This is a genomic window from Ichthyenterobacterium magnum, from assembly GCF_003610635.1.
GTDB classification, from domain to species: Bacteria; Bacteroidota; Bacteroidia; order Flavobacteriales; family Flavobacteriaceae; genus Ichthyenterobacterium; species Ichthyenterobacterium magnum.
Genome location: NZ_RAQJ01000004.1, coordinates 179,799 through 204,630 on the forward strand (window position 1 = coordinate 179,799; position 24,832 = coordinate 204,630).

The window sequence follows — 24,832 nt, forward strand, 5'->3', positions numbered from 1 at the left end:
CATATCTTCTAATTACATAAATTGTTTATCTATATCATCAACACTCATTGTAATAAATGTAGCTCTATTAGTTGGAGATATAGAAGGCTCTTTACAAGCAAACAAACTATTTACTAAATGTTCTTGCTCTAATCTTGTTAATGATTGTCCTGTTTTTATTGCTAAACTTTTAGCCATAGATTTAGCTAATAAGTCTGTTGCACTAAAATTACTATCTGGCACTTCTTGTTGCACATCACTTATAAGTTGCTCTAATATAATTGATACTTCACTTTCTTGAACATTTACCGGAACTCCAGTAATCTCTAAAGTTTCATCATTAAAACCAGAAAACACAAAACCTGTATGTTCTAAATCTTCTTTTAATTGCGAAATTATAGGCATTTCATTTGACGAAAACTGCAACTTTAAAGGAAACAAGAGTTGTTGACTTATCGTTTCTTTAAGCGTCATATTTTTTAACAAGCCTTCATACAACACACGTTGATGCGCTCTATGTTGATCTATCATTAACATACCAGACTTAATAGTACTTACAATATATTTATTTTGAAACTGATATGTAGAATGTGTATCTTCTACATGCTTATCGTCTTTAAATAAAGATGCTGTTTGTTCTTCACTTTCAAACTCTAGAGCACTAAAATCATGCTCGGTTTTTGTGCCTTTAGATTCTAATCCAACATACAAACCTTCCCAACTTTGAGCAGGTTCTTTTTTATAACTCACAGATGAAAACCCTTTAGATGATTTCTCTTCTGTAAAAGGATTAAATAGTCGATCTACTTCAACTATTGGTGCAGAAGCTTGGCTTTTGTCTTTATAATTATAAGGTGTATCTAAATTTTTATCGTGTTCAAAATCTAAAACTGGCGCAATATTGAATTGCCCTAAACTATGCTTTACAGATGAACGTAAAATTGCATATAACGTATGCTCATCATCAAACTTAATTTCTGTTTTTGTTGGATGTATATTTATATCTATAGATTTAGGGTCTACAGTAAGGTTTAAAAAATAACTTGGATGACTACCTTCTTTTACTAAGCCTTCAAATGCTGAATTTATAGCATGATTAAGGTATGGGCTTTTTATAAATCTATTATTTACAAAGAAAAACTGCTCTGTTTTTGTTCGTTTAGCAAATTCAGGTTTACCTACAAATCCTGATATTTTTAAAATTTCTGTTTCTTCTTCTACAGGCACTAACTTTTCGTTAGTTTTTCCTCCAAAAATATTAACAACACGTTGTCTGTAATTGCTATTAGGCAGATTAAATGTTTCGCTTCCGTTATGGTACATTGCAAAAGCAATATCTGGATGCGCTAAAGCAACACGATGAAACTCATCAATAATATGCCTTAGTTCGACATTGTTCGATTTTAAAAAATTACGTCGCGCAGGAATATTAAAAAACAAGTGTTTAACTGCAATTGAAGTTCCTTTAGGTGTCACAACAATATCTTGAGTTATTACTTCACTACCTTCTAAAGTAATTTGAGTTCCTAACTCGTCATTATCTCGTTTCGTTTTTAACTCTACATGTGCAATGGCTGCAATACTTGCCAAAGCTTCTCCTCTAAATCCTTTGGTGTGAAGATCAAATAAATCTTCGGCAGAACGTATTTTTGATGTGGCATGACGTTCAAAACTTAAACGTGCATCTGTAGCGCTCATTCCTTTGCCATCATCGATAACTTGAATGAGTGTTTTACCTGCATCTTTTATAATTAACTTTATTGAAGTAGCATTTGCATCAATAGCATTTTCCATTAACTCTTTAACCACTGATGCTGGTCTTTGCACAACTTCTCCAGCTGCAATTTGATTAGCAACATGATCTGGTAATAATTGAATAATGTCTGTCATTAGCGTTTTGGAAAGAAAATAGACAAGTCGAAATCTATTAAAAATAAAAACAGGACTATTAAAACACCAACAATTATTAAAACACGCTTATTAGCTCCACCTCTATCTGGATTGTGTTTATAATCATCAACAGCTTTTACAAACTTTGTTTTTATGCCTTTGTTATTACCTACAGTCGAACGAAAATCGTCAAACTTATGTTTTATTTCATAAGGACTTTTTTCACCTTTATAATAACGAGGTGTGTATTCAAATTTTTTGTTTTTTCGTGTTCCAAAGGCTCCCATAATTTCTTAAGATTCATAGTTACTTAACACATACCAAAGTACAATTATCATACCTAAAATTAAAAGCAGTATCGGTAATGTAATTATCTTTTTACCACGAGATTTCCCTGTTTGTCTTAAGAGTTCCCATTGCGCTTGTAACTTTTCGTCGCTTTGGTTTTGTTCTTTTCTAAGATGTCTAGGTGTATAATTAAAGTGCTTGTTTTTTCGCTGCTTAAATAAACTCACTATAAAAGGTCTCTTTGATATGCTTCAAATGTACTTAATTTACTAACAAAAAGAGCCTGTGAAGTGCTAAAAATTGTTAACAAAACTCAGGTTAATAATTAATGAAAGATTTTAAGAATTCTTTCTTAGCTGTGCCATTTTTATAGCTGCAACTGCTGCTTCAACACCTTTGTTACCATGTTTTCCTCCAGAACGGTCAACGGCTTGCTGCATATTGTTATCTGTAAGCACACAAAAAATAACTGGTGTATCTGTAGTTACATTTAAATCTTTTATGCCTTGAGAAACAGCTTCACAAACAAAATCAAAATGTTTAGTTTCACCTTGTATAACACTACCAATAGCAATAACGGCATCAAGCTTTTGTTCAATCATTTTTTTTGAACCATAAATAAGTTCGTAACTACCAGGAACTTGCCAGTGTATAATATTGCTTGCTAAAGTGCCATGCTCAATTAATGTATCATAGGCGCCTTTAAACAGACCATCTGTTACATTAGCATTCCACTCAGAAACAACAATCCCAAACCGAAAATCTTTCGCGTTTGGGATTGTGTTTTTATCGTAATCTGATAGGTTATTATTTACTGTTGCCATAATTACATTCCTGCTTCAGCTTTTCCTATAAATACGTCTATATTATTTGCTTCAGAAGATGAAGAAAATTCGTTTTTAATACGTTTAAAATAGTTTAATGCTTTAGCTCCATCACCTAATTTTAAAGCAATATTAGCTGCTTTAAACAAATACATTGGCGTTGTAAATTCGTTTTTAGAAACTGCTAAAGCTTTTTCGTAATACTCTAAAGCGTCTTCTGGCTGATTTAATTGTACAAAAGCATCTCCAATACCACCTTTTGCAATTGGAGCCAACATTTCGTCATTACTAGAAAAGTTTCCTAAATGCTTAACAGCATTAGTATAATCTTTAGTATTTAAGTAAGCCATTCCTGCATAGTAGCTTGCTAAATTTGCAGCAGGCGTTCCGCTATATTCTTCAATGATATCTAACATTCCAAATTTACCTTCACCTCCATTAAGCGCTAAAGTATATAATGAATCTTTTGCTGTACCTGTTACTGCTTCATCAAAATATTTTTGAGCTGTGAACATTTCGTTCATTGCCTCGTCAGCTTTTGGTTCTGCTATAAATTTATTATAACCTAAATACCCTAAAACAATTGCTGCAGCTAAACCTACAATTACAAAAATGTATTTTTGGTTTTTAACTGCCCACTCTTCAGTTTTAGAAGCCGATTCATCTAAGGTATTAAAAACCTCAGCTGTTGTTGAGTTATCTTCAATAGCTTCAACCTTTTCAGCTTTTGTTTTTGGTTTATATCCTCTTTTCTTATAAGTTGCCATATATTCTCTATTTGTGCGCCGCAAAAATAAAATTTTTATTGGGATTTAAAAGGTAAATTATTTGTTATTTTTCAATATTTTGCACATCCTTTTGCTTTATTAACAACTAAAGCAAGTATCTCTTAAGTAGTTTTATGGTTTTAAATACACTATCGTTAATCAATTATAAAAATTTTGAAAGTCAATCTTATACATTTGACAACAAGATTAATTGCTTTGTAGGATCTAATGGTGTAGGAAAAACGAATGTGTTAGATGCGATCTATCATTTATCGTTTGGGAAGAGTTATTTTAATCCTGTAGCGACTCAAAACATTAAACATAACGAAGATTTTTTTGTTATTGATGGGTTGTTTGAACGAAACGAACGTTCAGAAAAAATTATAGTTTCTTTAAAACGTGGTCAGAAAAAAATTATAAAACGCAACGGAAAAGCATATGAAAAATTTAGTGACCATATTGGTTTTTTACCGCTTGTCATAATTTCTCCTGCAGATAGAAACTTAATTATTGAAGGTAGCGATACAAGAAGAAAATTTATTGATAGTGTTATCTCGCAAAGCGATAAAATGTATCTCAATAACCTAATTAGCTACAATAAAGTTTTATCGCAACGCAACGCATTACTTAAATATTTTGCGCTTAACAATACTTTTAATGCTCAAACACTTGAAGTTTATAATGAACAACTACAAAGGTATGGAGCAGATATCTTTAAAATCCGTGAAGCTTTTTTAAATGCATTTATACCCATTTTTAAATCACGATATAATGCCATTAGCAATAATAATGAAACGGTTAACTTAAGTTATAAAAGTGATTTATTTGAAAATGACCTTAACACGTTATTAAATAAAAACATCAATAAAGATAAAGCCTTACAATATACGAGTGTTGGAATACATAAAGATGATTTAAATTTTGAAATTGAAAATTACCCTATAAAAAAGTTTGGTAGCCAAGGACAACAAAAATCGTTTTTAGTTGCTTTAAAATTAGCTCAATTCGATTTTATAAAACAAGAAAGTGGCGTTGCTCCTATTTTATTGCTAGATGATATTTTTGATAAATTAGATGAACAACGTGTTGCACAAATTATAAGCTTGGTAGACAATGAAGATTTTGGGCAATTATTTATTAGCGATACACATGCTGAAAGAACCGAAAATGTAATAAAACAAATTCACCAATCTTATAAAATATTTAAATTATGAAGCGGTTACTATTTTTACTTACCTCTTTACTTTTTATAAACTGTTCTAAAAACCCAGAAACATTTATTAAACATTTAAATGGTTATTGGGAAATAGAAGAGGTTACACTTAATGATGGTTCAAAAAAGCAATACAACTATAACGATACTATAGATTATATAAATGTTACAGACAGTTTATCTGGTATTCGAAAAAAGCTCAAACCAAATTTTGAAGGCACTTATAAGACTTCAAATAATGCAGAAAACTTTAAAATCGTAATTGAGAATGATAGTTTAAATTTATACTATTCAACCCCTTTTACCAAATGGAAAGAAACCATTTTAAATGCAAGCCAAGATCAGCTTTTAGTTATCAACTCCAATAAAGATATGTATCTTTACAAACGTTACCAACCTATAATTATTGAGTAATGGCAAAACGTAATAGTGAACATCAACCCATAAGTGACATCCTAAAAGAATTTGTAGATGCTAACAAATTACAAAAAGGTTTAGATAAAGTAAACGTACGTGAAGCTTGGTCTACTATGATGGGAAATGGTGTTAACAACTATACAACAAATATTCAGTTAGAGCGAGAAACTTTATATGTACAACTAAGTTCAAGTGTGCTGCGTGAAGAATTAAGTTACGGAAAAGATAAAATTATAGCCATGTTAAATGAAGCTATTGGTAAGGAAGTTATTAAAAAATTAGTATTACGCTAATTACTTAAGTTTAAAGCAATGTAATTTATGGCATGCTAATTGCCTTATACATACTAATTAATTTAATATTTAAACAATGAATACAGGAACAGTAAAATTCTTCAATGACACCAAAGGTTTTGGTTTTATTACTGAAGAAGGTTCAGACAAAGAACATTTTGTACACATCTCAGGATTAATCGACGAAATTCGTGAAGGAGATCAAGTAGAGTTCGATTTAACTGAAGGTAAAAAAGGATTAAACGCAGTAAACGTAAAAGTAATTTCATAGATACTCAACTTTTTTAAAACAAAAACCCACAACATAATGTTGTGGGTTTTTTATTTGATAAAATTATTAAGCCTATTGTTTTACTAGCTTTAAAGTTTCTTTTGTGTTTTTAGTAGCAATCTCAATAAAATAAATTCCAGAAGCAACATTTGTTAAATCTATTTCTTTATTCAATTGCATTTTAGAAAGATTAACACCTTTAATAAATCGTCCGTTAATATCATAAATTTTCGCATCCTCTAAACTAATATTAGAAGCTTTTTGTAAAGTGAACAATCCTTGAGATGGATTTGGAAAAATCTTAATACTATTTTTTATACTAAACTCGTCTGTAGATAAAACTTCAGCTGAACAGTTATAAACCACTATGTCATCTACATACCAACCTATTCTCCCATTACAACCATCTGTACCAAACTCCCATCTAAATTGAATTTCAGAATTGGCAACAACTCCCAAAGCAGATAAATTTACAACACTCGTTCCCCAACTTCCTAATAAAGAACCTTCATCAAATCCCGTAAATGCGTCTTCACCCTGCATTGGGTTATTATTTCCTTCTCCTGTTGTATTTAAGCTTCTATTATATGCGTTCACTAAAAATGCAGATGCAGGAACTAAAAGCCACTCACCTCCATCTACACTAAACTTTATGTTTCCTCCATCCCAATCTGTTTCAGTTGCTACATAATGGTCAAATGCCAAATCAAAAGTCCCAACTACTATATTAGGCATTGTAATTATTGGGCTTTCTAAACGCATGATACCATTTTCTAAATCAGTATTGCAATTTCCTATAACTGGATCTACTGCAAATATGGCACTTCCAACTCTACTATCTGGTAATTGAGTATCAAGCACCCAATCTCTAGACGACCAAGTAGCAGCATTTGTTGGTAATTGACTAAAAGACCAACCATCTGTACCAGATTCCCAATCTTCATAAAAAATTCTTCCCGTAGTTGCAGCAGCACATAATGGGTCTGAAACTCCTAAAACTGGAGTAAAGCCACAGGCATCTGGATCTAATCTCATTTCTACAGCTAATATTGCTTTTGCTACTTGCAAACAATCGGCAGTGTTAATAACTTCACCTGAAGGTCCAGAAGCAACACTTGTTGTCGATAACCCTTCTAGGTTAATGCCTATTAAATCATTACATGAAGCTTCTAACGCATCAGCTAGAACAGCAAAATCACTTGTTGATGTTAAGTAGGCACTTTGGGCTCTCCAAAAAATATGAGCTGCTTTGGTAAAACCAATGGCATTAATTATTTGTCCGTTATAAGTTCCACCATCTACAAGAAGTGCGTAAGCATGATTAGGTATTCCTGAGTTAGAATGCACACCACCATTATCATTAAAAGCAAAATCACAAGCATATTGCACGTCTGTTACTTTCCCTGGATCTCCATTACACGTTGGATCCCACATATCTCTAATTGGGTTTCCAAAAGCATTGGCATCTTCACCCATTCTCCAACGAACAGAACTGGAGCAACCCGTTCTTAACGATAAATCTTCACCTAAATCTTCATAGTTATTTAAGAGATCTACTGTTTCTCCCCAAATATCTGAATACGATTCATTAATTGCGCCAGACTGATATGCATAAACTAAACCGCTAGTATATTGCGTATAAGCATGTCCCCATTCATGTGCAACCACATCATCTGAAGCTGTGCCAGTACAATAGTTAGCTGTAACACCATTCCAGCTTGCATTAGGACAATTTATATTTGGATTATTATTTATAGTTCTCATTATTGCATCTGCTCCATCATAAGATGCATAATTAAAAGTATTGTTAAATAAATTATACATATGTGCAGAAGCTTCAATTTCATTCTGTTGCCATTGGTCTAGTGCGCCAGGAAATTGATTTCCTTCTTGCCAAATTAAATTAGATGTATCGTTTTCATAAAGCTCTCTACTTAAAGCATGGGCTATACCAGTAAACTGTTCAACCAAATTACCTGTATGCGCATCTATAAATAAAAACTCCCTTACATCAATATTGTTTCTTACTTCAACTTCATAAACTAAATGTTTTGATTCTACATAACCCTGAGCTAAACCTTTTGGAAACACATAAAGTTTTGTACTATAAACTTCAATTTGAGTACCAGAATTATTAATATTTTGATTATTAACATAATTCAAGGCTTTATTGCTTGCTTCTACACTATTTATTTGAGGCACTGAATTGAGTTTTATATTATCTATAAAATTTCCATTTACTGCTGTTAGTTTATTTTCTAAATTAAAATGAAATTTTAACTCAGCATCAAAAACTGCAACACCATTATATTTTTGCTTTAAGGTTAATTGCTTAAAACCATAATTATCGGTCTTAATTTTATCAAAAAATAAATCCTCTTTAATAGAAGAAACATTATAAATACTTTTATATAGCTCTAAAAAATAAATCGCTTTTTCTTCAAGTGAATTACCAGCTATTTCTAAAGGGTTATTAAAAGGAAATTTCACAAACTCTACTAAACCTGAGTTTTGATTAATAGTAATGTTAGCTTTTGTTTCGCTTTTTAATTGAGCTATAACTTTATTATGGTCTTGTGCTGTACTAGTAAAACTTATTAATATAAAGCTAACAACTAGCCAAATAGGGTTTTTCATAGAATTGTAGGTTTTGTCAAAAATAGTGATAATTATTTAAGGTATTAGTTTTATTAAATTTTGTCGTGAAGTGATACAATTCTTATCATATATTTATATAAATAATAAAACCTGCAACACAATGCTACAGGTTTTATTATAATTTATAAAAAATTGGGTTTAAAACATCTCTCTTCCTGAAAAATGAAAAGCACCTTCTATAGCAGCATTTTCATCACTATCACTACCATGAACAGCATTTTCTCCAATAGATGCAGCATACAACTTACGTATTGTACCTTCTGCAGCTTCAGCAGGATTTGTAGCTCCTATTAATGTTCTAAAGTCTTCTACTGCATTGTCTTTTTCTAAAATTGCAGCCACAATTGGTCCACGTGTCATGTACTCAACTAGTTCTCCAAAAAATGGACGCTCATTATGCACAGCATAAAATGCTTGAGCATCTGCAGTGGTCATTTGAGTTAACTTCATAGCTACGATTCTAAATCCAGAAGCTGTAATTTTTTCTAAAATTGCACCAATATTCCCTTTTTCAACAGAATCTGGCTTAAGCATTGTAAATGTTCTATTTGTTGCCATTTGTATATTATTAATTTTGCGCAAAAGTAACCTATTTCTTATTAAAAACAATAGAAACCAATATTAAAAAATTGTATATTCGCCATCTATGACAAAAGACAATATTAACAACATAAAAGAGCTTTTAAGTACTCCAAAAAAAATTGTAATTGTACCTCATAAAAACCCAGATGGTGATGCTATTGGTTCTACATTAGCTTTATATCATTATTTAAAACTTCTAAATCATGATGCAGTTGTTATTGCTCCAAATGATTATCCAGACTTTTTAAAATGGATTCCAGGAGAAGGCACTATAGTAAAATATGATAGTCAAGAAGAGGAAAGCAATGTTTTAATTGAAAAAGCTGATATTATTTTCACCTTAGATTTTAATGCTTTGCATAGAGCTGGAAACATGGAACATGACCTAAAGCATTCTGAGGCAATTAAAATTATGATAGACCATCATCAACAACCTGATGATTATGCGTTATATATATACTCAGATGTAAAAATGTCTTCTACATGCGAAATGGTTTATAATTTTATTGAAATGCTAAATGACGTAGATAAAATAAATGCTGAAATAGCAACTTGTTTGTATGTTGGTATTATGACAGATACAGGTTCTTTCAGGTTTAAGTCTACAACTAGTGCTACTCATAAAATTATTGGTGATTTAATAGACAAAGGGGCAGATAATTCGCAGATTCATAACAATATCTATGATACAAATAGCTATAATAGATTACAACTTTTGGGACAATCTTTAAGCAATTTAAAAGTTTTACCAGAATACAACACAGCATACATTACATTATCTCAAGACGAACTTAATCACTTTGATTATAAAAAAGGTGATACAGAAGGTGTTGTAAATTATGCGCTCTCATTAAAAGGAATTGTTTTCGCTGTTATCTTTATTGAAAATCAAAAAGAAAACATTATAAAAATGTCATTGAGAAGCAAAGGTGATTTCTCTGTAAACGAATTCTCAAGATTACATTTTAGTGGTGGTGGTCATAACAATGCTGCTGGAGGCAAAAGTGATTTAAATTTAAAAGATACAGTTGACAGATTTATTAGTATATTACCAAGCTATAAAAACACCCTAAACCATGAATAAAGTTGTATTTTTTCTTCTTTTAGTATGTTTAGTAGCTGGTTGTAAATCTCCTGAAGCCAGACGCCCAATTACTGTTAAATCGGGTTCTTTTATAAAAGAATCTGCAGAACGCAATAAAAAGCTATACGAGAAAGAACAACAAAAAATTCAAAACATTATAAATGCAAATCCTCAAACTAACTATTTGGCATCAGAAAGCGGGTTTTGGTATTTTTATAATGTAAAAGTTGAACAAGATACCATTACACCAAAATTTGGAGACATCGTAAACTTCAATTATAGTACTAAAGATTTTAACGGAAATAGCATTTATTCATTAGCAGAAAATAAAACGCGAAATTATGCTATGGATCAAGAAGAACTTTTTACGGGTTTACGTGAAGGTTTAAAACTAATGAAACCAGGCGAAACAATAACCTTTTTATTTCCTTCACAAAAAGCGTATGGATATTATGGCGATTCTAATAAAATTGGAACCAACACACCATTAGTATGTGAAGTAACAGTTAACACAATAATTCAAAACCAAAATTAAATAATTACCTATGAAATTGATTAGCAAAACACTACTCTTATTTATGCTGTTTATATTAGTAACAGCTGCATCTTGTAAAGAAGAATACCCAGATTTAGATGATGGTCTTTATGCAGAAATTGTAACTTCTAAAGATACCATGATAGCTAAATTGTTTTTTAAAAAAGTACCCGTAACTGTTGCCAACTTTGTTGCATTAGCAGAAGGAACTCATCCAATGGTTGCCGAAGAGTTTAAAGGCAAGCCTTTTTACGACAGTTTAACGTTTCATCGTGTTATGGATAAGTTTATGATTCAAGGTGGTGATCATACAGGCACAGGCGCTGGAAATGCAGGTTATAAATTTGGAGATGAATTTCATCCTGACTTAAAACATGACAAACCTGGTATACTATCTATGGCCAATTCAGGACCAGGAACAAACGGAAGTCAATTCTTTATCACTGAAGTTCCATACCCAAGTTTAGATAATAGACATGCAGTTTTTGGTGAATTAGTGAAAGGATTAGATGTTCAAGATTCTATTTCTAACGTAAAAGTCGGCCCAAGAAATAAACCTATTGATGATGTTATTATTTTGAAATTAAATATACTAAGAAAAGGTTCAGATGCAAAATCTTTTAATGCTTCTAAAGTATATATTGAAGGATTACCTAAGCTCAAAGAAAAACAAGAAGCTGCTCGTGAAGAAGCCCTTAAAAAAGCGGAAGAAGAGAAAAAAGCTAAAGAAGCTAAAATTGCAGAAGCCGCCAAAACATTTAAACCAATTTTAGAGGATTATAATGCAAAAGCTAAAACATTACCTTCTGGTTTAAAAATGCATTTAATTACTGAAGGTAATGGTCCTAAACCAAAAGAAGGTGCTAATGTAAAAGTGAATTACGAAGGTTATTTTACAGATGGTCGTTTATTTGACAGTAACGTGAAAGAAGTAGAAGAAAAATACGGTATGCTTAACCCAATGAAAGTTCAACGTAAAATGTATGCACCAATGCCGATGCAAATTACGCCTAATGCACAAATGATACCTGGGTTTAGAGAAGCTGCTGCATCTTTAAAAGTTGGAGATAAAGCATTTTTCTATATTCCGTCGCACTTAGCATATGGTGAACGCGGTAGAGGCGCAATAAAACCAAATACAGATTTAACTTTTATACTAGAAATGGTAGAGATTGTTGAATAACCCTTAATGATTTGAAATAAAAAAAGCCTTTCAATATGAAAGGCTTTTTTTATTGCAGTAAATTTATTTTATCTCTTTGGAATCTGCTTTAAAATTTCTAATACAAACTTCCAGTATTTTTGTGCTGAAGAAATTTGAGCACGCTCATCTGGAGAATGCGCTCCTTTAATATTTGGTCCAAAACTAATCATATCCATATCTGGATAATTAGTACCAAGAATTCCACATTCTAAACCTGCATGACAAGCAGCAACATGTGGTTCTTCTCCATTGTTTAACGATTTATAAATAGGAACCATTAATTTTAAAATATCAGAATCCATATTAGGTTTCCAACCCGGATAATCTCCACCAAACTCAACCTCACATCCTGTTAATTCAAATGCGCTTCTTAAAGTATTTGCTAAGTCCCATTTTGAACTCTCTACAGAACTTCTAGTTAAGCATCCTATTTTAATATTTCCATCTTTTACTATAACTCTAGCGATATTATTAGATGTTTCAACCAAATCAGGAATATCAGGACTCATTCTAAACACACCATTACAAGCGGCATAAATTGCTCTTGTTAAACCTTCTTGCACACCTAAATCCATAATACTTTCTGGTGTTTCAGATTTAGAAACTTCAATCACCATATCAGGTTCCATGGTTTTTAACTCAGTCTTAATTTCACTTGCTAAGCTTTTCATTTCGCTTATAAATGCATCTTCATGAATAGCATCAATAACCACTATTGCATTACTTTCTCTTGGAATTGCATTACGTAAACTTCCACCATCAATTTCAGAAATTCGAAGTCCGAAATTTTCAAAACCATCAAACAGTAAACGGTTCATGATTTTGTTAGCATTACCTAAACCTTCATGAATTTGCATTCCTGAGTGACCACCTTGTAAGCCTTTAACAGTAATTTTAAAACCAATTTTAAATTCTGGTGTTTCTTCAACTTCATAAGTTCTTGTTGCAGTAACATCTACGCCACCTGCACAACCAACACCTATCTCATCATCTTCTTCTGTATCAAGATTTAATAATATTTCACCATCAAGCATTCCGCCTTGTAATCCCATTGCTCCGGTCATACCTGTTTCTTCATCAATAGTAAACAAAGCTTCAATTGCAGGATGCTCAATATCTTTACTTTCTAAAATAGCCATGATAGTTGCAACTCCTAATCCATTATCTGCTCCTAAAGTTGTTCCTTTTGCTCTAACCCAATCTCCATCAACATACATCTCGATACCTTGTGTATCAAAATCAAAATTAGTTTCGTTATTTTTTTGATGCACCATATCTAAATGCGACTGCATTACAATGGTTTTTCTATCTTCCATACCAGCACTTGCTGGTTTTTTTATAATTACATTTCCAACATGATCTTCAATAGTTTCTAAACCAAGTTTAGCTCCAAAATCTTTCATAAACGCAATTACACGTTCTTCCTTTTTTGAAGGCCTAGGTACTGCGTTAAGGTCTGCAAATTTATTCCAAAGTTGTTTTGGTTCTAATTCTCTTATTTCTGCGCTCATGTAATTTATTTTTTAGTTTCGCAAAGGTACATCTTTTTAGTATTTTTGAGTCATGCAGAACTACAAAAAAAGTTTTATTGCTTTCTCTATCTTTCCTCAAATTTTGCTTCTGAAGATTTTAGCAAACTACCCATCATTTGTTGAGTCTGTCTACAGCAATGGTATTTATAAGTTGATTTCTAAATTAATGCATTACGCTTTTGGCTGGCTTCCATTTTCTATTGGAGATATCTTCTATACAATAGCTGTTATTTATATTTTGAGATGGTTAGTTATAAATAGAAAGCGCATTATAAAAGATACTAAACAATGGCTTCTTGATGTTTTAACAGTTATCTCAATTGGTTATTTTGCATTTCATGTACTATGGGCTTTTAATTATTACAGATTACCGCTGCATAAATCTTTAAATATTAAACATAAGTATACAACAGAGCAATTAATTAATACTACCGCACAATTAATTACTAAAGCTAATACTATACATGCCTCGCTTTCAAAAAATGACACTTTAAAGATTAGTTTCCCTTACACAAAAAATGAATTATTACAACTCACGCCAAAGGGATACAATAATCTCTCAAAAAAATATCCGCATTTAGCTTATCAACCCAAGAGCTTAAAAAAGTCAATTTATAGTTTACCTCTTACATATATGGGGTTTTCTGGTTATCTAAATCCGTTTACTAATGAGGCTCAAATTGATGGGTTAATTCCTAAATTTAAATATCCAACAACTGCTAGTCACGAAATTGCACATCAATTAGGTTATGCAGCAGAAAACGAAGCTAACTTTATTGGGTTTATGGCTGCTATGCATCATGAAGATATCTATTTTAATTATTCAGCCTATACTTTTGCGCTTCGTCATTGTTTACACGAAGTTTACAAACGCAACCCAGAACAGTATGACGATTTAGTTTCTAAAGTAAATAAAGGCATTTTAAAAAATTATCAAGAAGTACAAAACTTTTGGAACTCGTATAAAAACCCAACAGAACCTTTATTTAAAACAACCTATAATAACTTTTTAAAAGCCAACAATCAATCTGGTGGTATGAAAAGTTATAGTTATGTTGTAGCGCTTTTAGTAAACTACTTTGAAGCGAACCCATTATAAAAAGACGTTAAAAAAAGCTGAATTACTTATTTCTACATTCTTAATTTCTATCTTTAGCTTTTAAATTTAACCAACATCACAAAATGATTAAAAAGTATTTAAGCCTCTTAGTGCTTTTGTGTAGTATTTCATCATTAACTGCTCAAGAGTATTTCCCTAAAAATAATGGCGTAGTTGCAACAAACACAAATTTTACAGCCATAACAAATGCAAAAATTTACGTTACTCCAAATCAAATTATAGAAAACGGAACATTACTAATTAAAGATGGTAAAGTTGTTGCTTCTGGAGCATCAATTAGTATTCCTAAAAACTCAAATATTATTGATATTTCAGGTAAAAGTGTGTATCCTTCTTTTATTGATATCTATTCAGATTTTGGTGTTGAAAAACCAAAACGAGCATCAGGAAGTGGCAGAAGTCCACAATTTGATGCTGGCAGAACTGGTTTTTATTGGAATGATCACATTATGCCAGAAAATAAAGCTATTGATAAACTTAACTACGATACTAAAAAAGCAACAGATTTATTAAAAGCTGGTTTTGGTGTAGTAAATACACATATACATGATGGTATTGTAAGAGGAAGCGGAACATTAGTTGCATTAAATAATTATGAAGGCAACGAATCTAGAATTTTAGATCAAAATTCTGCTCAATACTTATCTTTTAGAAAAAGTGTTACTTCAAGACAGTCGTACCCAACATCTACTATGGGAGCAATGGCCTTATTAAGACAGTTATATGTTGATGCAGATTGGTATGCAAAAGGTAATATTAAAACTAAAGATCTTTCAATTGAAGCGTTAAATAAAAACAAGTCATTGGTTCAAATTTTTGACGCTGGTAGTAGAGCAAATGTATTACGAGCAGATAAGGTTGGTGATGAAAACGGTATACAATACACCATACTTGGTGGTGGAGATGAGTATGAACGTATTAATGAAATAAAGGCAACTAATGCTTCATTAATTATTCCTATAAACTTCCCAAAGGCTTATGATGTAGAAAACGTGTATCTAACATCATCATTAGCTCTAAGCGATATGAGAGCTTGGAATCAAAAGCCAACAAACCCAAAAATTCTTGAAGATAATAACATAAATTTTGCTTTAACAACACACGATTTAAAATCTACAAAAGATTTTAAATCCAATCTTTTAAATGCTATAAAACATGGTCTTTCTAAAGAAAAAGCTTTAGAAGCATTAACTACTGCGCCTGCAAAAATTTTAGGAAAATCAAATCTTATTGGCTCACTTCAAAATGGGAGTTTTGCAAATTTCTTAATTACATCTGGTGATGTCTTTGATAAAGAAACAACTCTTTACGAAAACTGGGTTCAAGGCAAACAAACCATTTTTGAAAATTTAAACACCAAAGATATAAGAGGTGATTATAAGTTTTCTCTAAATGGAGAACAATATACAATGTCTATTAAAGGTGAGTTAAGCAAACCTAAGTCTGAAATTAAAACAAACAAAGACACTTACGGTTCGACAATCACATATAATGATGATTGGGTAAATGTTGCATTTACTACTAAAGACTCTACAAAACAAGAGTTTATTAGAATAGCTGCCAACGTTGACGCAAATAAAAACCTTAACGGAAAAACTATCATGCCAAATGGTAGCGAGCGTACTTTTTATGCTACATATTCTAAAAAAGAAGACGTAAAGAAAAAGGATAAAGACAAAGAAACTACTACTGAAAAAACATATCCTCTTTCATATCCAAATAGTGCATATGGTTTTAAAACGCAGCCAAAGCAAGAAACCCTATTATTTAAAAACGCTACAGTATGGACTAATGAAAAAGAGGGTGTTTTACAACATACAGATGTATTAATTAAAAACGGTAAGATTGCTAAAATTGGTCAAAACCTATCTGATGGTAGTGCGACAGTAATTGATGCTAAAGGCAAACATTTAACTGCTGGTATCATTGATGAACACTCACATATAGCTGCGGCATCAATTAATGAAGCTGGACAAAACTCATCGGCAGAAGTTACCATTGAAGATGTTGTAGATGACACAGATATAAGCATCTATCGTAATCTTGCTGGAGGCGTTACATCTATTCAAATTCTTCATGGTTCTGCAAATCCAATTGGAGGTCGCTCTGCACTTTTAAAATTAAAATGGGGACAACCAGCAGACCAATTAATCTATAAAAACAGTCCAAAATTCATAAAGTTTGCTTTAGGTGAAAACGTAAAACAATCTAACTGGCAAAGTTTTGAACGCTTCCCACAAACCAGAATGGGCGTTGAACAGTTATATGTGGATTACTTTAATAGAGCAAAAGAATATGAAGCTTTAAAGAAAAGTGGCAAACCATATAGAAAAGATTATGAGTTAGAGACGCTTTTAGAAATTTTAAATAAAGAGCGTTTTATTTCATGTCATTCTTACGTGCAAAGTGAAATTAATATGCTTATGAAAGTTGCAGAACGTTTTAACTTTAACATAAATACATTCACGCATATTTTAGAAGGTTATAAAGTTGCAGATAAAATGAAAGCTCATGGTGTTGGCGGATCGACCTTTAGTGATTGGTGGGCTTATAAATATGAAGTAAATGATGCCATACCATATAATGCAGCAATTATGCATAATCAAGGTATTGTGGTTGCTATTAATAGTGATGATGGTGAAATGTCTAGACGTTTAAACCAAGAAGCTGCAAAGTCTATAAAATATGGTGGTATTAGCGAAGAAGACGCTTGGAAATTTGTTACACTTAATCCTGCAAAATTATTACATATAGACAACCGTGTAGGAAGCATTAAAGTAGGTAAAGATGCAGATGTTGTTTTATGGTCTGACAATCCGCTTTCAATATATGCTAAAGCTGAAAAAACAATTATAGAAGGTGTTACTTATTTTGACATAAAACGTGATGAAGCAATGCGTTATGCAATCAAAAAAGAAAAGAGCGAGCTTATCAATCTTATGATGCAAGCCAAAAACAAAGGCTTAAAAACGCAACCTATCAAGAAAAAAGAAAAAGAAGATTTACACTGTGATTCTGTAGATCATGAACAACACTAAACTAATAATAATGAGATATATTAAAACCAAAATAGTTGCGCTAATACTATTATGCTCAACCATAACTTTTGCGCAACAAACACCAGCAAAAAAGCAAACTAAAACTATAGCTATTACTGGAGCTACAGCTCATATTGGCAATGGTAATGTTATAGACCATAGCCTTATTATTTTTGAGAATGGCAAAATTACCACTGTTGTAGATGCTACAGTTGCAAAAATAGATCTTACAGGAATGGATATTATTGATGCCAAAGGCAAACATGTGTATCCAGGTTTCATCATACCAAATACGGCTTTAGGATTGGTTGAAATTGATGCAGTAAGAGCTACAGATGACGATAGAGAAGTTGGAGATTATAATCCTCACATTAGAAGTGTAATTGCTTATAATACCGAATCTAAAGTTGTAGAATCTATGAGACCTAATGGTGTTCTTATAGGTCAAATAACACCTCGTGGTAGTCGTATTGCTGGATCTTCTTCAATTGTACAATTTGACGCATGGAATTGGGAAGATGCCATTATAAAAGCTGATGACGGAATTCATATGAATTGGCCAAATAACTTTTCTAGAGGTCGTTGGTGGCTTGGTGAAGATCCCGGATTAAAACCAAATAAAAAATACACTAAACAAGTTACCGAGCTTCAAGATTATATTAACCAAAGTAAGGCATATAACAACGGTAATAAATCAATTAAAAACCTACCTTTAGAAGCTATGCAAGGTCTTTTTAATGGTTCAAAAAGGCTTTACATAAATGTTGATGATGAAAAAGGAATTACAGACGCCATCAATTTTTGTAAAGAAAATACTATAAAAAGCATGGTAATTGTTGGTGGTCGCGAAGCTTATAAAATTGCAAAGTTTGTAAAACAGAATAATGTTCCTGTACTATTACAACGCGTTCATTTAAGACCAAGTAATACTGATGATGATTATGACTTACCATTTAAATTAGCTAAAATCTTGGTAGATGAAGGTGTGTTAGTTGCTTTAGAAGGCACAGGACAAATGGAGCGCATGAATGCTCGAAACCTTCCTTTTTATGCGGGAACAACAGTAGCATATGGTCTTACAAAAGAGCAAGCATTACAGCTTATTACTTTAAATACAGCAAAAATATTAGGCATCGATGCTAAGTACGGAAGTTTAACAGAAGGCAAAAATGCTACATTATTTATTAGTGAAGGTGACGCTTTAGATATGAGAACAAATATTCTAACACATGCTTTTATTGATGGGCGAGAAATAAGTTTAGAATCACACCAAACAAAACTTTGGAAACGTTATTCTGAAAAATATAAAACTCAAGACTAATAAAGACTAACTAAAAAGTAATTTTATTGTCATTTTGAGTGGAGTCGAAAAATTTTAATTATTTATATTTTAATTTTGCTGAGATTCTTCATTTTCCATTCAGAATGACACTTTTTTGACAGCTTTTTTTTATTCAATTATTAAAGCACTATCAGGTTTAGTAAATGCTTCAGGTTTTATTTTTTGTTTAGACAAAATAATGTTAGTAAACTTTAAATCATTTCGTTTTGTTGTTGGCTTATTATCTTCATAATTATACCATGTTAAAGTTTCTGGTAAAAGCAATCCATCAACAGTTTGCCAATCGCTATAGTTTATAAAATGAAACTCCTTACTCTTTTCTTTAGAAAAATAAGTTACCGTATAACCTAGCCAAACCATTCTGTAAGTTTCTTCATCATAATATAAAATGTACTCATCATCTGGTGACTCTCCTACTCCGCTTTCGTAAGAAATTTTAATTCCAGGATAAGAATTACCTTCAAAATCCAATGGTTCAACATCAGTATATACAATTCCGTCATCAGCTAAAATAAAAGGCATAGCATAGAAATAGAACATTAAGTTATAGTAAAACTTCGGGTTGCCTCTATAAGATGTTGTGTCTTTTTTATGCATCCAAACATTGCTACCATTAAAACCAATAGTATGTTTTGGCATATCTATTAAAGATTCTCTAGACTTTAAATTTGTTGTTGTTATTTCATTTCCATCTTCACTAGGCATTGTAAAAATTAGCGATTGCATTTCGTTCCATTTATCTAAACCACCATGAGCATCAAATACTCTATTTATATTTTCTGGATAAACACTTGTTGTTATATCTAAATTTTCTTCTGAATAATTTACAGTTTCTACAACTTTGTCTTTACATGAAAAAACAACGAGCAATACTAAAATTAAGCTTTTAAATTTCATCTTTAATAGTTTTGAATTATAGGGTTTGACGAAGTTAAGTTGAAATAATTACATAAAAAAAGCTTCAGAAATAATCTGAAGCTTTTTTTATTCTAAATACATTATTATCCTTTTATCAACTTTCTAGTAGTTTCTAGTCTATTGTTTTTAAGCTTAATAAAGTACATTCCACTTTCAAAATCAGACACATTTAATTGTATGTTATCAGTTTCAGAAAACAATTGTGTAGTTATTAATTTTCCTTGAATATCATAAATAGAAACATTTAAATTTCCGCTTATTATCGAGCTAAACCTAATGTTTACAATGTCTTTAGCAGGATTAGGCTGCAATTGAAGATTATTAAACGCAAATTCAGAAACTGAAAGCGCATTTTCTACAAACTCTGTATCAAACCTATTGGTAATAACTGGTGCATTAAAATCGAAATAAATAGCAGCTGTATTTGGTATAATATCGCCAATTGCATAACCTGCTTTTGGTTTAATTTTAAAATACACATAACCTTGACTTCCTGATGCATCATCTTGTTCTGCTGGCAAATTAATATTATCAAACTGCCACGTTAATTGGTTATCTACTCGAGTAACTACGTAATCATGTTTAGAGCTTAACATCTGAAATGTTGTTTCGTCTAATTGGCTATCTAAAGCATCTTCAATTCTAACAGTAATAGCATCTGCTGTTCCTAAATTTTGGAACCTTATGGTGTAATATAAATACTCATCTGAAGCTGTAAAATCATCATAAACAACTTTAGGCCCATGAGATTCTAACTTATCATTTGGATCCCAAGAACCAACAACTACTTCTGATAAAGTAGAATAATTATTTCCTGCATAATTATCATTAGCATCAGTAAGATAGGTAGTTGTATTAGTAACGATATCCCCCAAATTAACTGTTGCAGGACAAGTTAAAGAGATATAAATATACTCAGACGTTCCTGGCAATAGATCAACGAAATCTACTGTAAAACCTGTAGCTGTATTTGTTATAGTATAATTAGGGTTGGTAGACGACGCATTATTAAACACTAATAAATTATCAGTAACAAACTCTACTGTACCTGATGTAATAGTTGACAAACCATAGTTTTCTAAAACTAGATAGTTACTATGTGTAAATCCTGGCCTTGGTGGCGCAGAATAATTAATAAGGTAAACAGCTAAGTCTTCACAAGACTGCTGCTCTACAACTGGAAACTCTACATCAACTGTATTTCCTGCCGTTACGCTTATAGCATTAAATGTACTTGTTGCAATAGTATAACAACTACTATACTCATCATACAGGTAATAGTTTATAGTATAACTGTCTGTATCATTAGTACTAATAATATTGAAATTTCCTGTAGAAGATGAAACAGTATTAACTACACCGTCATTATTAACTTCGTAAGTAAAATAACCATTAGTATAATTAAACTCATTGGCATCAAAAACTGAATTTGTATTACCATCTATAAAAGCATCTACATTAATAATACCTACAGAATCTGAACAAAATACATCAAAATCTAAAGGCGTATAATTACCACCATCACATGCAATAATATTATCTGAATCAACATATATCGTTATTGAACTCCCTGTAGTTTCAAAAGACAAACCTGAAACATCGCCGTTATTACCATAAGGATTATCTATATTAAGGTTAGTTCCGTCAGAATCTAATACAATCAATGCATCATAATCCTCTTCAACTTGACCTGCATTAAATACAACTAATAATGGTAATCCATCACTACTTGTAAAATTAAATTGTGTTGTATCTTCACTTGAATAACAGTAATTAGTATTATATGGTTGAGCATCTGCACAATTTATAATCACATTTGGATCATCTCGTGTTGTAAAACTTTCTTCTGTACAATTAATTGCATCTCCATTGTCATTATATGGCGTAATGGTTACATAATACGTAGTAGCATAATCTAATGTACCAACATCGTGGCTTAGAACTCCACCAACATCTTCGGCATCTAAAACTTCGGTTCCTCCAGGAGTTATACCAAGAGACACTTTGTATCCTGCAACTAAAACAGTTGCACTTGTCCATGTAAGTTCTACATTTTCATCTACTTCTGTATCTCCATCAAGTGGTGTTACTAAAACAGAATCACAATTAGGTACTTCAGTTACATCTATACAACTAATTGTATAATCTAAAGGTGTATAATTATTCTCGTTACAGTTAATACTTCCGTCTGAATCAACATATATGGTTAATGTCCCAGCAGATGCAAAAGATAAACCTGAAACATCGCCATTATTACCATAAGGGTTGTCTGCATTTAAGTTAATTCCATTAGAGTCTAATACAATAAGTGCATCATAATTTACTTCAACTTGACCTGCATTAAATACGACACTTATTGGGCTACCATCTACACTTGCATAAATAAATTGATTAGTGTCATCATCTTCATAACAATAATTAAAATTAATTGGAGCTTCACCACAATCAAACTCTGTTGGGCAATCTTCAAAATTCAAATTAAAGTCTACCAAATTGTAGCAACCAGACATTAAACTACTAACTCTTGCATATATTGTTTGAGGGTTTATACTTGTATAACTTTCAGGGTTTACTATAGAATTAATACCACTATCTGCTTCTTGTAAAGATGTATAAAAAGTTAACTGAACAGTATTTGGATCAATACCACTCAAAATTTCAGCCGAAGTACTTGTTAAATCAAAAACTGAATTCCCATTACAATTTGTTAAATCTGCTGGACTAAAAGCATTTATAGCAGTTTCATCTACCGTGAAAGTCATTGTAGATGTACAACCAGATTGCTCTATAACAACAACATAATCACCTCCAAAATTAACAACAATTTCTGGTGTAAACTCACCTGTATTCCATTGATATGTTGCATTTGGGTTATTTATATTTGTACTTAAAACAAGTGACTCACCATTACAAATTGAATGGTTTTCTGTTGTATCTATTGTTAAATACACATTAAGTGTTAGTGTAGCAACCGCATAGTCATTAGTTGCATTTTCAGTAACCCTTACATATGTAATTTGAGGATTAAAGTTATTTGTAAAATCTGTAGGATTACTTATTTCATTAACGCCTCCATCTGCATCTAGATAAGTTTCATAATACGATACAGTAAAATCTGTTGCACTTTGTCCGTTTAGTATAACCGTTTCTTGAGATGTTAAATCAAAATTACCTACATAATTAGGGTCGCTTGAACACACATCAATTGCAGATGGTATAGCTTGAATACATGATGCATCTACAACCAAATCTAAAGTAACTGAAGCATTATAACAATCTCCAATAAAATCAGTTACTCTTACATATAAGGTTTGAAAATTAGTAACTACATTAGTATATGGAGAAGCTATCGCATTTACTCCGTTATCGGCATCTGCTTGGGTTTCATGATAAGAAACATAAGCGTTATTAGGATCATTACCATCTATTATTTCTGCGTTCTTAGATTCTAAATTAAATTCAGCAAAGCCATCACCATCATCATCACAAACTACTAAAGGTGTTGGATTATTAGGAATTGGCATATTTATTACATTAAGATACAGCGATGTAAAACCAACACAACCTGTATTAAGATTCTCAACACGAACAAAAAGCACTTGATTATATTGATTTGTATTTGTATAAGGTGATGTTAAAACATTAGTCGTTTGTAAAGCATCTGCCTCAGATTCATAATAGCTAACACTAACATTAGGATTGAAATTTGATACTAATCCATCATAGTCTGAAAGATAAAACTCTGCAAAACCGTCATTATCAAAATCACAAACTAGCGCTTCAGAATCATTTGTGTTTACTCCAACTTCATTAACACTTATATCAAAATTGGTTACTGAAAAGCAACCTGTTACAGAATTTTCTACTCGTGCAAAAACAGTTTGTGGGTTACTTGTGTTTTGATAAAGTGATGGATTGCTGATAACATTAGTTTCAATTATAGCAAAATCTTCACTTGTATAATAACTTACCGTTAAGCCCACTTCTCCGTTTACTATTGCTGCCTCATTTACTGTTAAATCAAACACACTTATACCATCACTGTTATCATCACAAACTTGTAAATCAGGAACATTTACTGATGGTGTAGGATTAGGGTTTACACGTACTGTTAAGGTTGAAAAGTCATGACATAAGGTTGGAGGATCTTCTACTCTTACAAAAAGTGTTTGAGGGTTTTCTGTATTTACAAATGATGATGCATTAACAGGATTGGTATGATTTTGAGCATCTATTTGAGTAAGATAATATGAAGTTACAAAATTTGGATCTCCAGAAAACCAAATATCATTTTGTGTTAAATCAAACACTGCAATTTCATCTTGGTTTCCATCATCACAAACTTCTTGTATTCTCGGAGCACCAACATCTGGTATATTACCGGTATTTATATAAAAATCTGTGGTATCAAAATCGCCAGATAATGTATCTGTTAGTCTAACAAAAATTTGCTGATTTAAAAAAACATTGGTATAAGGGCTTGTTAGCGGGTTGATACCTGTATTTGCATCTGCTTGACTAAAATGATAGGTAACTACAAGATTAGTTGGGTCTTGGTTTCCTATAACCTCAGCAGTTTTGGATTCCAAATCAAATTCGGCATAACCATCACTATTATATTCACAAAAGGTATAAAACGATGGTGTATTAGCTACAATCTGCGCATTTGAATAATTAAAAAATAAAATACCAAAAAATAAAAAAAGTAATTTTTGCCTCATAAGAACTACGTTTAAAGTAAACTATTTAGTTATAGTTAGTTGTCATAATTAATAGAACAAGTTAAGTAAAAAAAGTCCTACCTAAAAATAAATAAAAATCGCTCAATATTGAAAATAGAAAATCATCGTCTTTTTTTGATTTATATTAATGTAAAT

Annotated in this window: 20 protein-coding genes; 10 read left to right on the forward strand and 10 right to left on the reverse strand. The window is 31.6% G+C overall.

Going from position 1 to position 24,832, the window contains the following annotated elements:
* Positions 1-12: 12 nt before the first annotated feature.
* The 5 genes from mutL to BXY80_RS11025 form a co-directional block, all read right to left on the reverse strand.
* Positions 13-1,869, reverse strand: a complete 1,857-nt coding sequence (mutL, locus tag BXY80_RS11005; protein ID WP_120201888.1) for a DNA mismatch repair endonuclease MutL — start codon at positions 1,867-1,869, stop codon at positions 13-15.
* On the reverse strand, positions 1,869-2,156 hold the full coding sequence (locus BXY80_RS11010; protein WP_120201890.1) for a riboflavin synthase subunit beta: 288 nt from the start codon (positions 2,154-2,156) through the stop codon (positions 1,869-1,871). The genes mutL and BXY80_RS11010 overlap by 1 nt, the downstream gene beginning before the upstream one ends.
* A gap of 6 nt (positions 2,157-2,162) precedes the next feature.
* Positions 2,163-2,384, reverse strand: coding sequence for a hypothetical protein (locus BXY80_RS11015; protein ID WP_120201892.1), 222 nt, complete (start codon positions 2,382-2,384; stop codon positions 2,163-2,165).
* 111 nt (positions 2,385-2,495) lie between these two features.
* Complete coding sequence (gene ribH / locus BXY80_RS11020; protein ID WP_120201894.1) at positions 2,496-2,981, reverse strand: 6,7-dimethyl-8-ribityllumazine synthase; 486 nt, start codon at positions 2,979-2,981, stop codon at positions 2,496-2,498.
* A 2-nt stretch (positions 2,982-2,983) separates the two neighbouring features.
* Positions 2,984-3,748, reverse strand: a complete 765-nt coding sequence (locus BXY80_RS11025; RefSeq protein ID WP_120201896.1) for a tetratricopeptide repeat protein — start codon at positions 3,746-3,748, stop codon at positions 2,984-2,986.
* Positions 3,749-3,882: 134 nt separating this feature from the next.
* Here BXY80_RS11025 and recF point away from each other — a divergent pair, with 134 nt between their 5' ends.
* The 4 genes from recF (at position 3,883) to BXY80_RS11045 (ending at position 5,942) form a co-directional block, all read left to right on the forward strand.
* On the forward strand, positions 3,883-4,962 hold the full coding sequence (gene recF, locus BXY80_RS11030; protein WP_120201898.1) for a DNA replication/repair protein RecF: 1,080 nt from the start codon (positions 3,883-3,885) through the stop codon (positions 4,960-4,962).
* The gene (locus tag BXY80_RS11035) at positions 4,959-5,375 is read left to right on the forward strand and encodes a hypothetical protein (protein WP_120201900.1); all 417 of its coding nucleotides are present in this window, start codon (positions 4,959-4,961) and stop codon (positions 5,373-5,375) included. The genes recF and BXY80_RS11035 overlap by 4 nt, the downstream gene beginning before the upstream one ends.
* Positions 5,375-5,671 carry a DUF721 domain-containing protein gene (locus tag BXY80_RS11040; protein ID WP_120201901.1) on the forward strand — a complete coding sequence of 99 codons (297 nt, stop codon included), beginning with the start codon at positions 5,375-5,377 and terminating at the stop codon, positions 5,669-5,671. The genes BXY80_RS11035 and BXY80_RS11040 overlap by 1 nt, the downstream gene beginning before the upstream one ends.
* A gap of 76 nt (positions 5,672-5,747) precedes the next feature.
* A complete protein-coding gene (locus BXY80_RS11045) occupies positions 5,748-5,942 on the forward strand; it encodes a cold-shock protein (RefSeq protein ID WP_120201903.1) in 195 nt (64 codons plus the stop codon).
* Between the two features lie 72 nt (positions 5,943-6,014).
* Here BXY80_RS11045 and BXY80_RS11050 read toward each other — a convergent pair whose 3' ends face one another.
* Positions 6,015-8,579 (reverse strand): M4 family metallopeptidase, encoded by a 2,565-nt coding sequence (locus BXY80_RS11050; protein WP_120201905.1) that lies wholly within the window; start codon positions 8,577-8,579, stop codon positions 6,015-6,017.
* A 159-nt stretch (positions 8,580-8,738) separates the two neighbouring features.
* The gene (locus BXY80_RS11055; protein ID WP_120201907.1) at positions 8,739-9,158 is read right to left on the reverse strand and encodes a nucleoside-diphosphate kinase; all 420 of its coding nucleotides are present in this window, start codon (positions 9,156-9,158) and stop codon (positions 8,739-8,741) included.
* A gap of 88 nt (positions 9,159-9,246) precedes the next feature.
* Between BXY80_RS11055 and BXY80_RS11060 the strand changes: the two genes are divergently transcribed.
* From BXY80_RS11060 to BXY80_RS11070, 3 genes are read left to right on the forward strand one after another with little or no spacing between them, the layout of a single operon-like run.
* The gene (locus BXY80_RS11060) at positions 9,247-10,266 is read left to right on the forward strand and encodes a DHH family phosphoesterase (protein ID WP_120201909.1); all 1,020 of its coding nucleotides are present in this window, start codon (positions 9,247-9,249) and stop codon (positions 10,264-10,266) included.
* A complete protein-coding gene (gene gldI / locus BXY80_RS11065; protein WP_120201911.1) occupies positions 10,259-10,801 on the forward strand; it encodes a gliding motility-associated peptidyl-prolyl isomerase GldI in 543 nt (180 codons plus the stop codon). Before BXY80_RS11060 ends, gldI begins: the two co-directional genes overlap by 8 nt.
* Positions 10,802-10,811: 10 nt before the next feature.
* Entirely contained in the window at positions 10,812-11,984 is a 1,173-nt protein-coding gene (locus tag BXY80_RS11070; protein ID WP_120201913.1) for a peptidylprolyl isomerase, read from the forward strand.
* 68 nt (positions 11,985-12,052) lie between these two features.
* Here BXY80_RS11070 and BXY80_RS11075 read toward each other — a convergent pair whose 3' ends face one another.
* On the reverse strand, positions 12,053-13,516 hold the full coding sequence (locus BXY80_RS11075; protein ID WP_120201915.1) for an aminoacyl-histidine dipeptidase: 1,464 nt from the start codon (positions 13,514-13,516) through the stop codon (positions 12,053-12,055).
* 52 nt (positions 13,517-13,568) lie between these two features.
* Between BXY80_RS11075 and BXY80_RS11080 the strand changes: the two genes are divergently transcribed.
* From BXY80_RS11080 to BXY80_RS11090, 3 genes are all read left to right on the forward strand, one after another.
* Entirely contained in the window at positions 13,569-14,636 is a 1,068-nt protein-coding gene (locus BXY80_RS11080) for a DUF3810 domain-containing protein (protein WP_120201917.1), read from the forward strand.
* A gap of 83 nt (positions 14,637-14,719) precedes the next feature.
* Entirely contained in the window at positions 14,720-17,695 is a 2,976-nt protein-coding gene (locus tag BXY80_RS11085) for an amidohydrolase family protein (protein WP_120201919.1), read from the forward strand.
* Positions 17,696-17,705: 10 nt separating this feature from the next.
* The gene (locus tag BXY80_RS11090; protein ID WP_120202035.1) at positions 17,706-19,016 is read left to right on the forward strand and encodes an amidohydrolase family protein; all 1,311 of its coding nucleotides are present in this window, start codon (positions 17,706-17,708) and stop codon (positions 19,014-19,016) included.
* Positions 19,017-19,145: 129 nt separating this feature from the next.
* Here the strand turns inward: BXY80_RS11090 and BXY80_RS11095 are convergent, their stop codons facing one another.
* Together BXY80_RS11095 and BXY80_RS11100 are read right to left on the reverse strand one after the other, a co-directional pair.
* On the reverse strand, positions 19,146-19,934 hold the full coding sequence (locus BXY80_RS11095) for a DUF6503 family protein (RefSeq protein WP_120201921.1): 789 nt from the start codon (positions 19,932-19,934) through the stop codon (positions 19,146-19,148).
* Between the two features lie 104 nt (positions 19,935-20,038).
* The gene (locus BXY80_RS11100; protein WP_120201924.1) at positions 20,039-24,676 is read right to left on the reverse strand and encodes a T9SS type A sorting domain-containing protein; all 4,638 of its coding nucleotides are present in this window, start codon (positions 24,674-24,676) and stop codon (positions 20,039-20,041) included.
* Positions 24,677-24,832: the final 156 nt, after the last annotated feature.

Coding starts and splice junctions, on each gene's coding strand:
- BXY80_RS11085 (WP_120201919.1), top strand. CDS start 14,720: ATGATTAAAAAGTATTTAAGCCTCTTAGTGCTTTTGTGTAGTATTTCA.
- BXY80_RS11060 (WP_120201909.1), top strand. CDS start 9,247: ATGACAAAAGACAATATTAACAACATAAAAGAGCTTTTAAGTACTCCA.
- BXY80_RS11025 (WP_120201896.1), bottom strand. CDS start 3,748: ATGGCAACTTATAAGAAAAGAGGATATAAACCAAAAACAAAAGCTGAA.
- BXY80_RS11090 (WP_120202035.1), top strand. CDS start 17,706: ATGAGATATATTAAAACCAAAATAGTTGCGCTAATACTATTATGCTCA.
- BXY80_RS11050 (WP_120201905.1), bottom strand. CDS start 8,579: ATGAAAAACCCTATTTGGCTAGTTGTTAGCTTTATATTAATAAGTTTT.
- BXY80_RS11035 (WP_120201900.1), top strand. CDS start 4,959: ATGAAGCGGTTACTATTTTTACTTACCTCTTTACTTTTTATAAACTGT.
- BXY80_RS11075 (WP_120201915.1), bottom strand. CDS start 13,516: ATGAGCGCAGAAATAAGAGAATTAGAACCAAAACAACTTTGGAATAAA.
- gldI (WP_120201911.1), top strand. CDS start 10,259: ATGAATAAAGTTGTATTTTTTCTTCTTTTAGTATGTTTAGTAGCTGGT.
- mutL (WP_120201888.1), bottom strand. CDS start 1,869: ATGACAGACATTATTCAATTATTACCAGATCATGTTGCTAATCAAATT.
- BXY80_RS11100 (WP_120201924.1), bottom strand. CDS start 24,676: ATGAGGCAAAAATTACTTTTTTTATTTTTTGGTATTTTATTTTTTAAT.
- BXY80_RS11095 (WP_120201921.1), bottom strand. CDS start 19,934: ATGAAATTTAAAAGCTTAATTTTAGTATTGCTCGTTGTTTTTTCATGT.
- BXY80_RS11045 (WP_120201903.1), top strand. CDS start 5,748: ATGAATACAGGAACAGTAAAATTCTTCAATGACACCAAAGGTTTTGGT.
- BXY80_RS11080 (WP_120201917.1), top strand. CDS start 13,569: ATGCAGAACTACAAAAAAAGTTTTATTGCTTTCTCTATCTTTCCTCAA.
- BXY80_RS11040 (WP_120201901.1), top strand. CDS start 5,375: ATGGCAAAACGTAATAGTGAACATCAACCCATAAGTGACATCCTAAAA.
- BXY80_RS11055 (WP_120201907.1), bottom strand. CDS start 9,158: ATGGCAACAAATAGAACATTTACAATGCTTAAGCCAGATTCTGTTGAA.
- BXY80_RS11010 (WP_120201890.1), bottom strand. CDS start 2,156: ATGGGAGCCTTTGGAACACGAAAAAACAAAAAATTTGAATACACACCT.
- BXY80_RS11070 (WP_120201913.1), top strand. CDS start 10,812: ATGAAATTGATTAGCAAAACACTACTCTTATTTATGCTGTTTATATTA.
- recF (WP_120201898.1), top strand. CDS start 3,883: ATGGTTTTAAATACACTATCGTTAATCAATTATAAAAATTTTGAAAGT.
- ribH (WP_120201894.1), bottom strand. CDS start 2,981: ATGGCAACAGTAAATAATAACCTATCAGATTACGATAAAAACACAATC.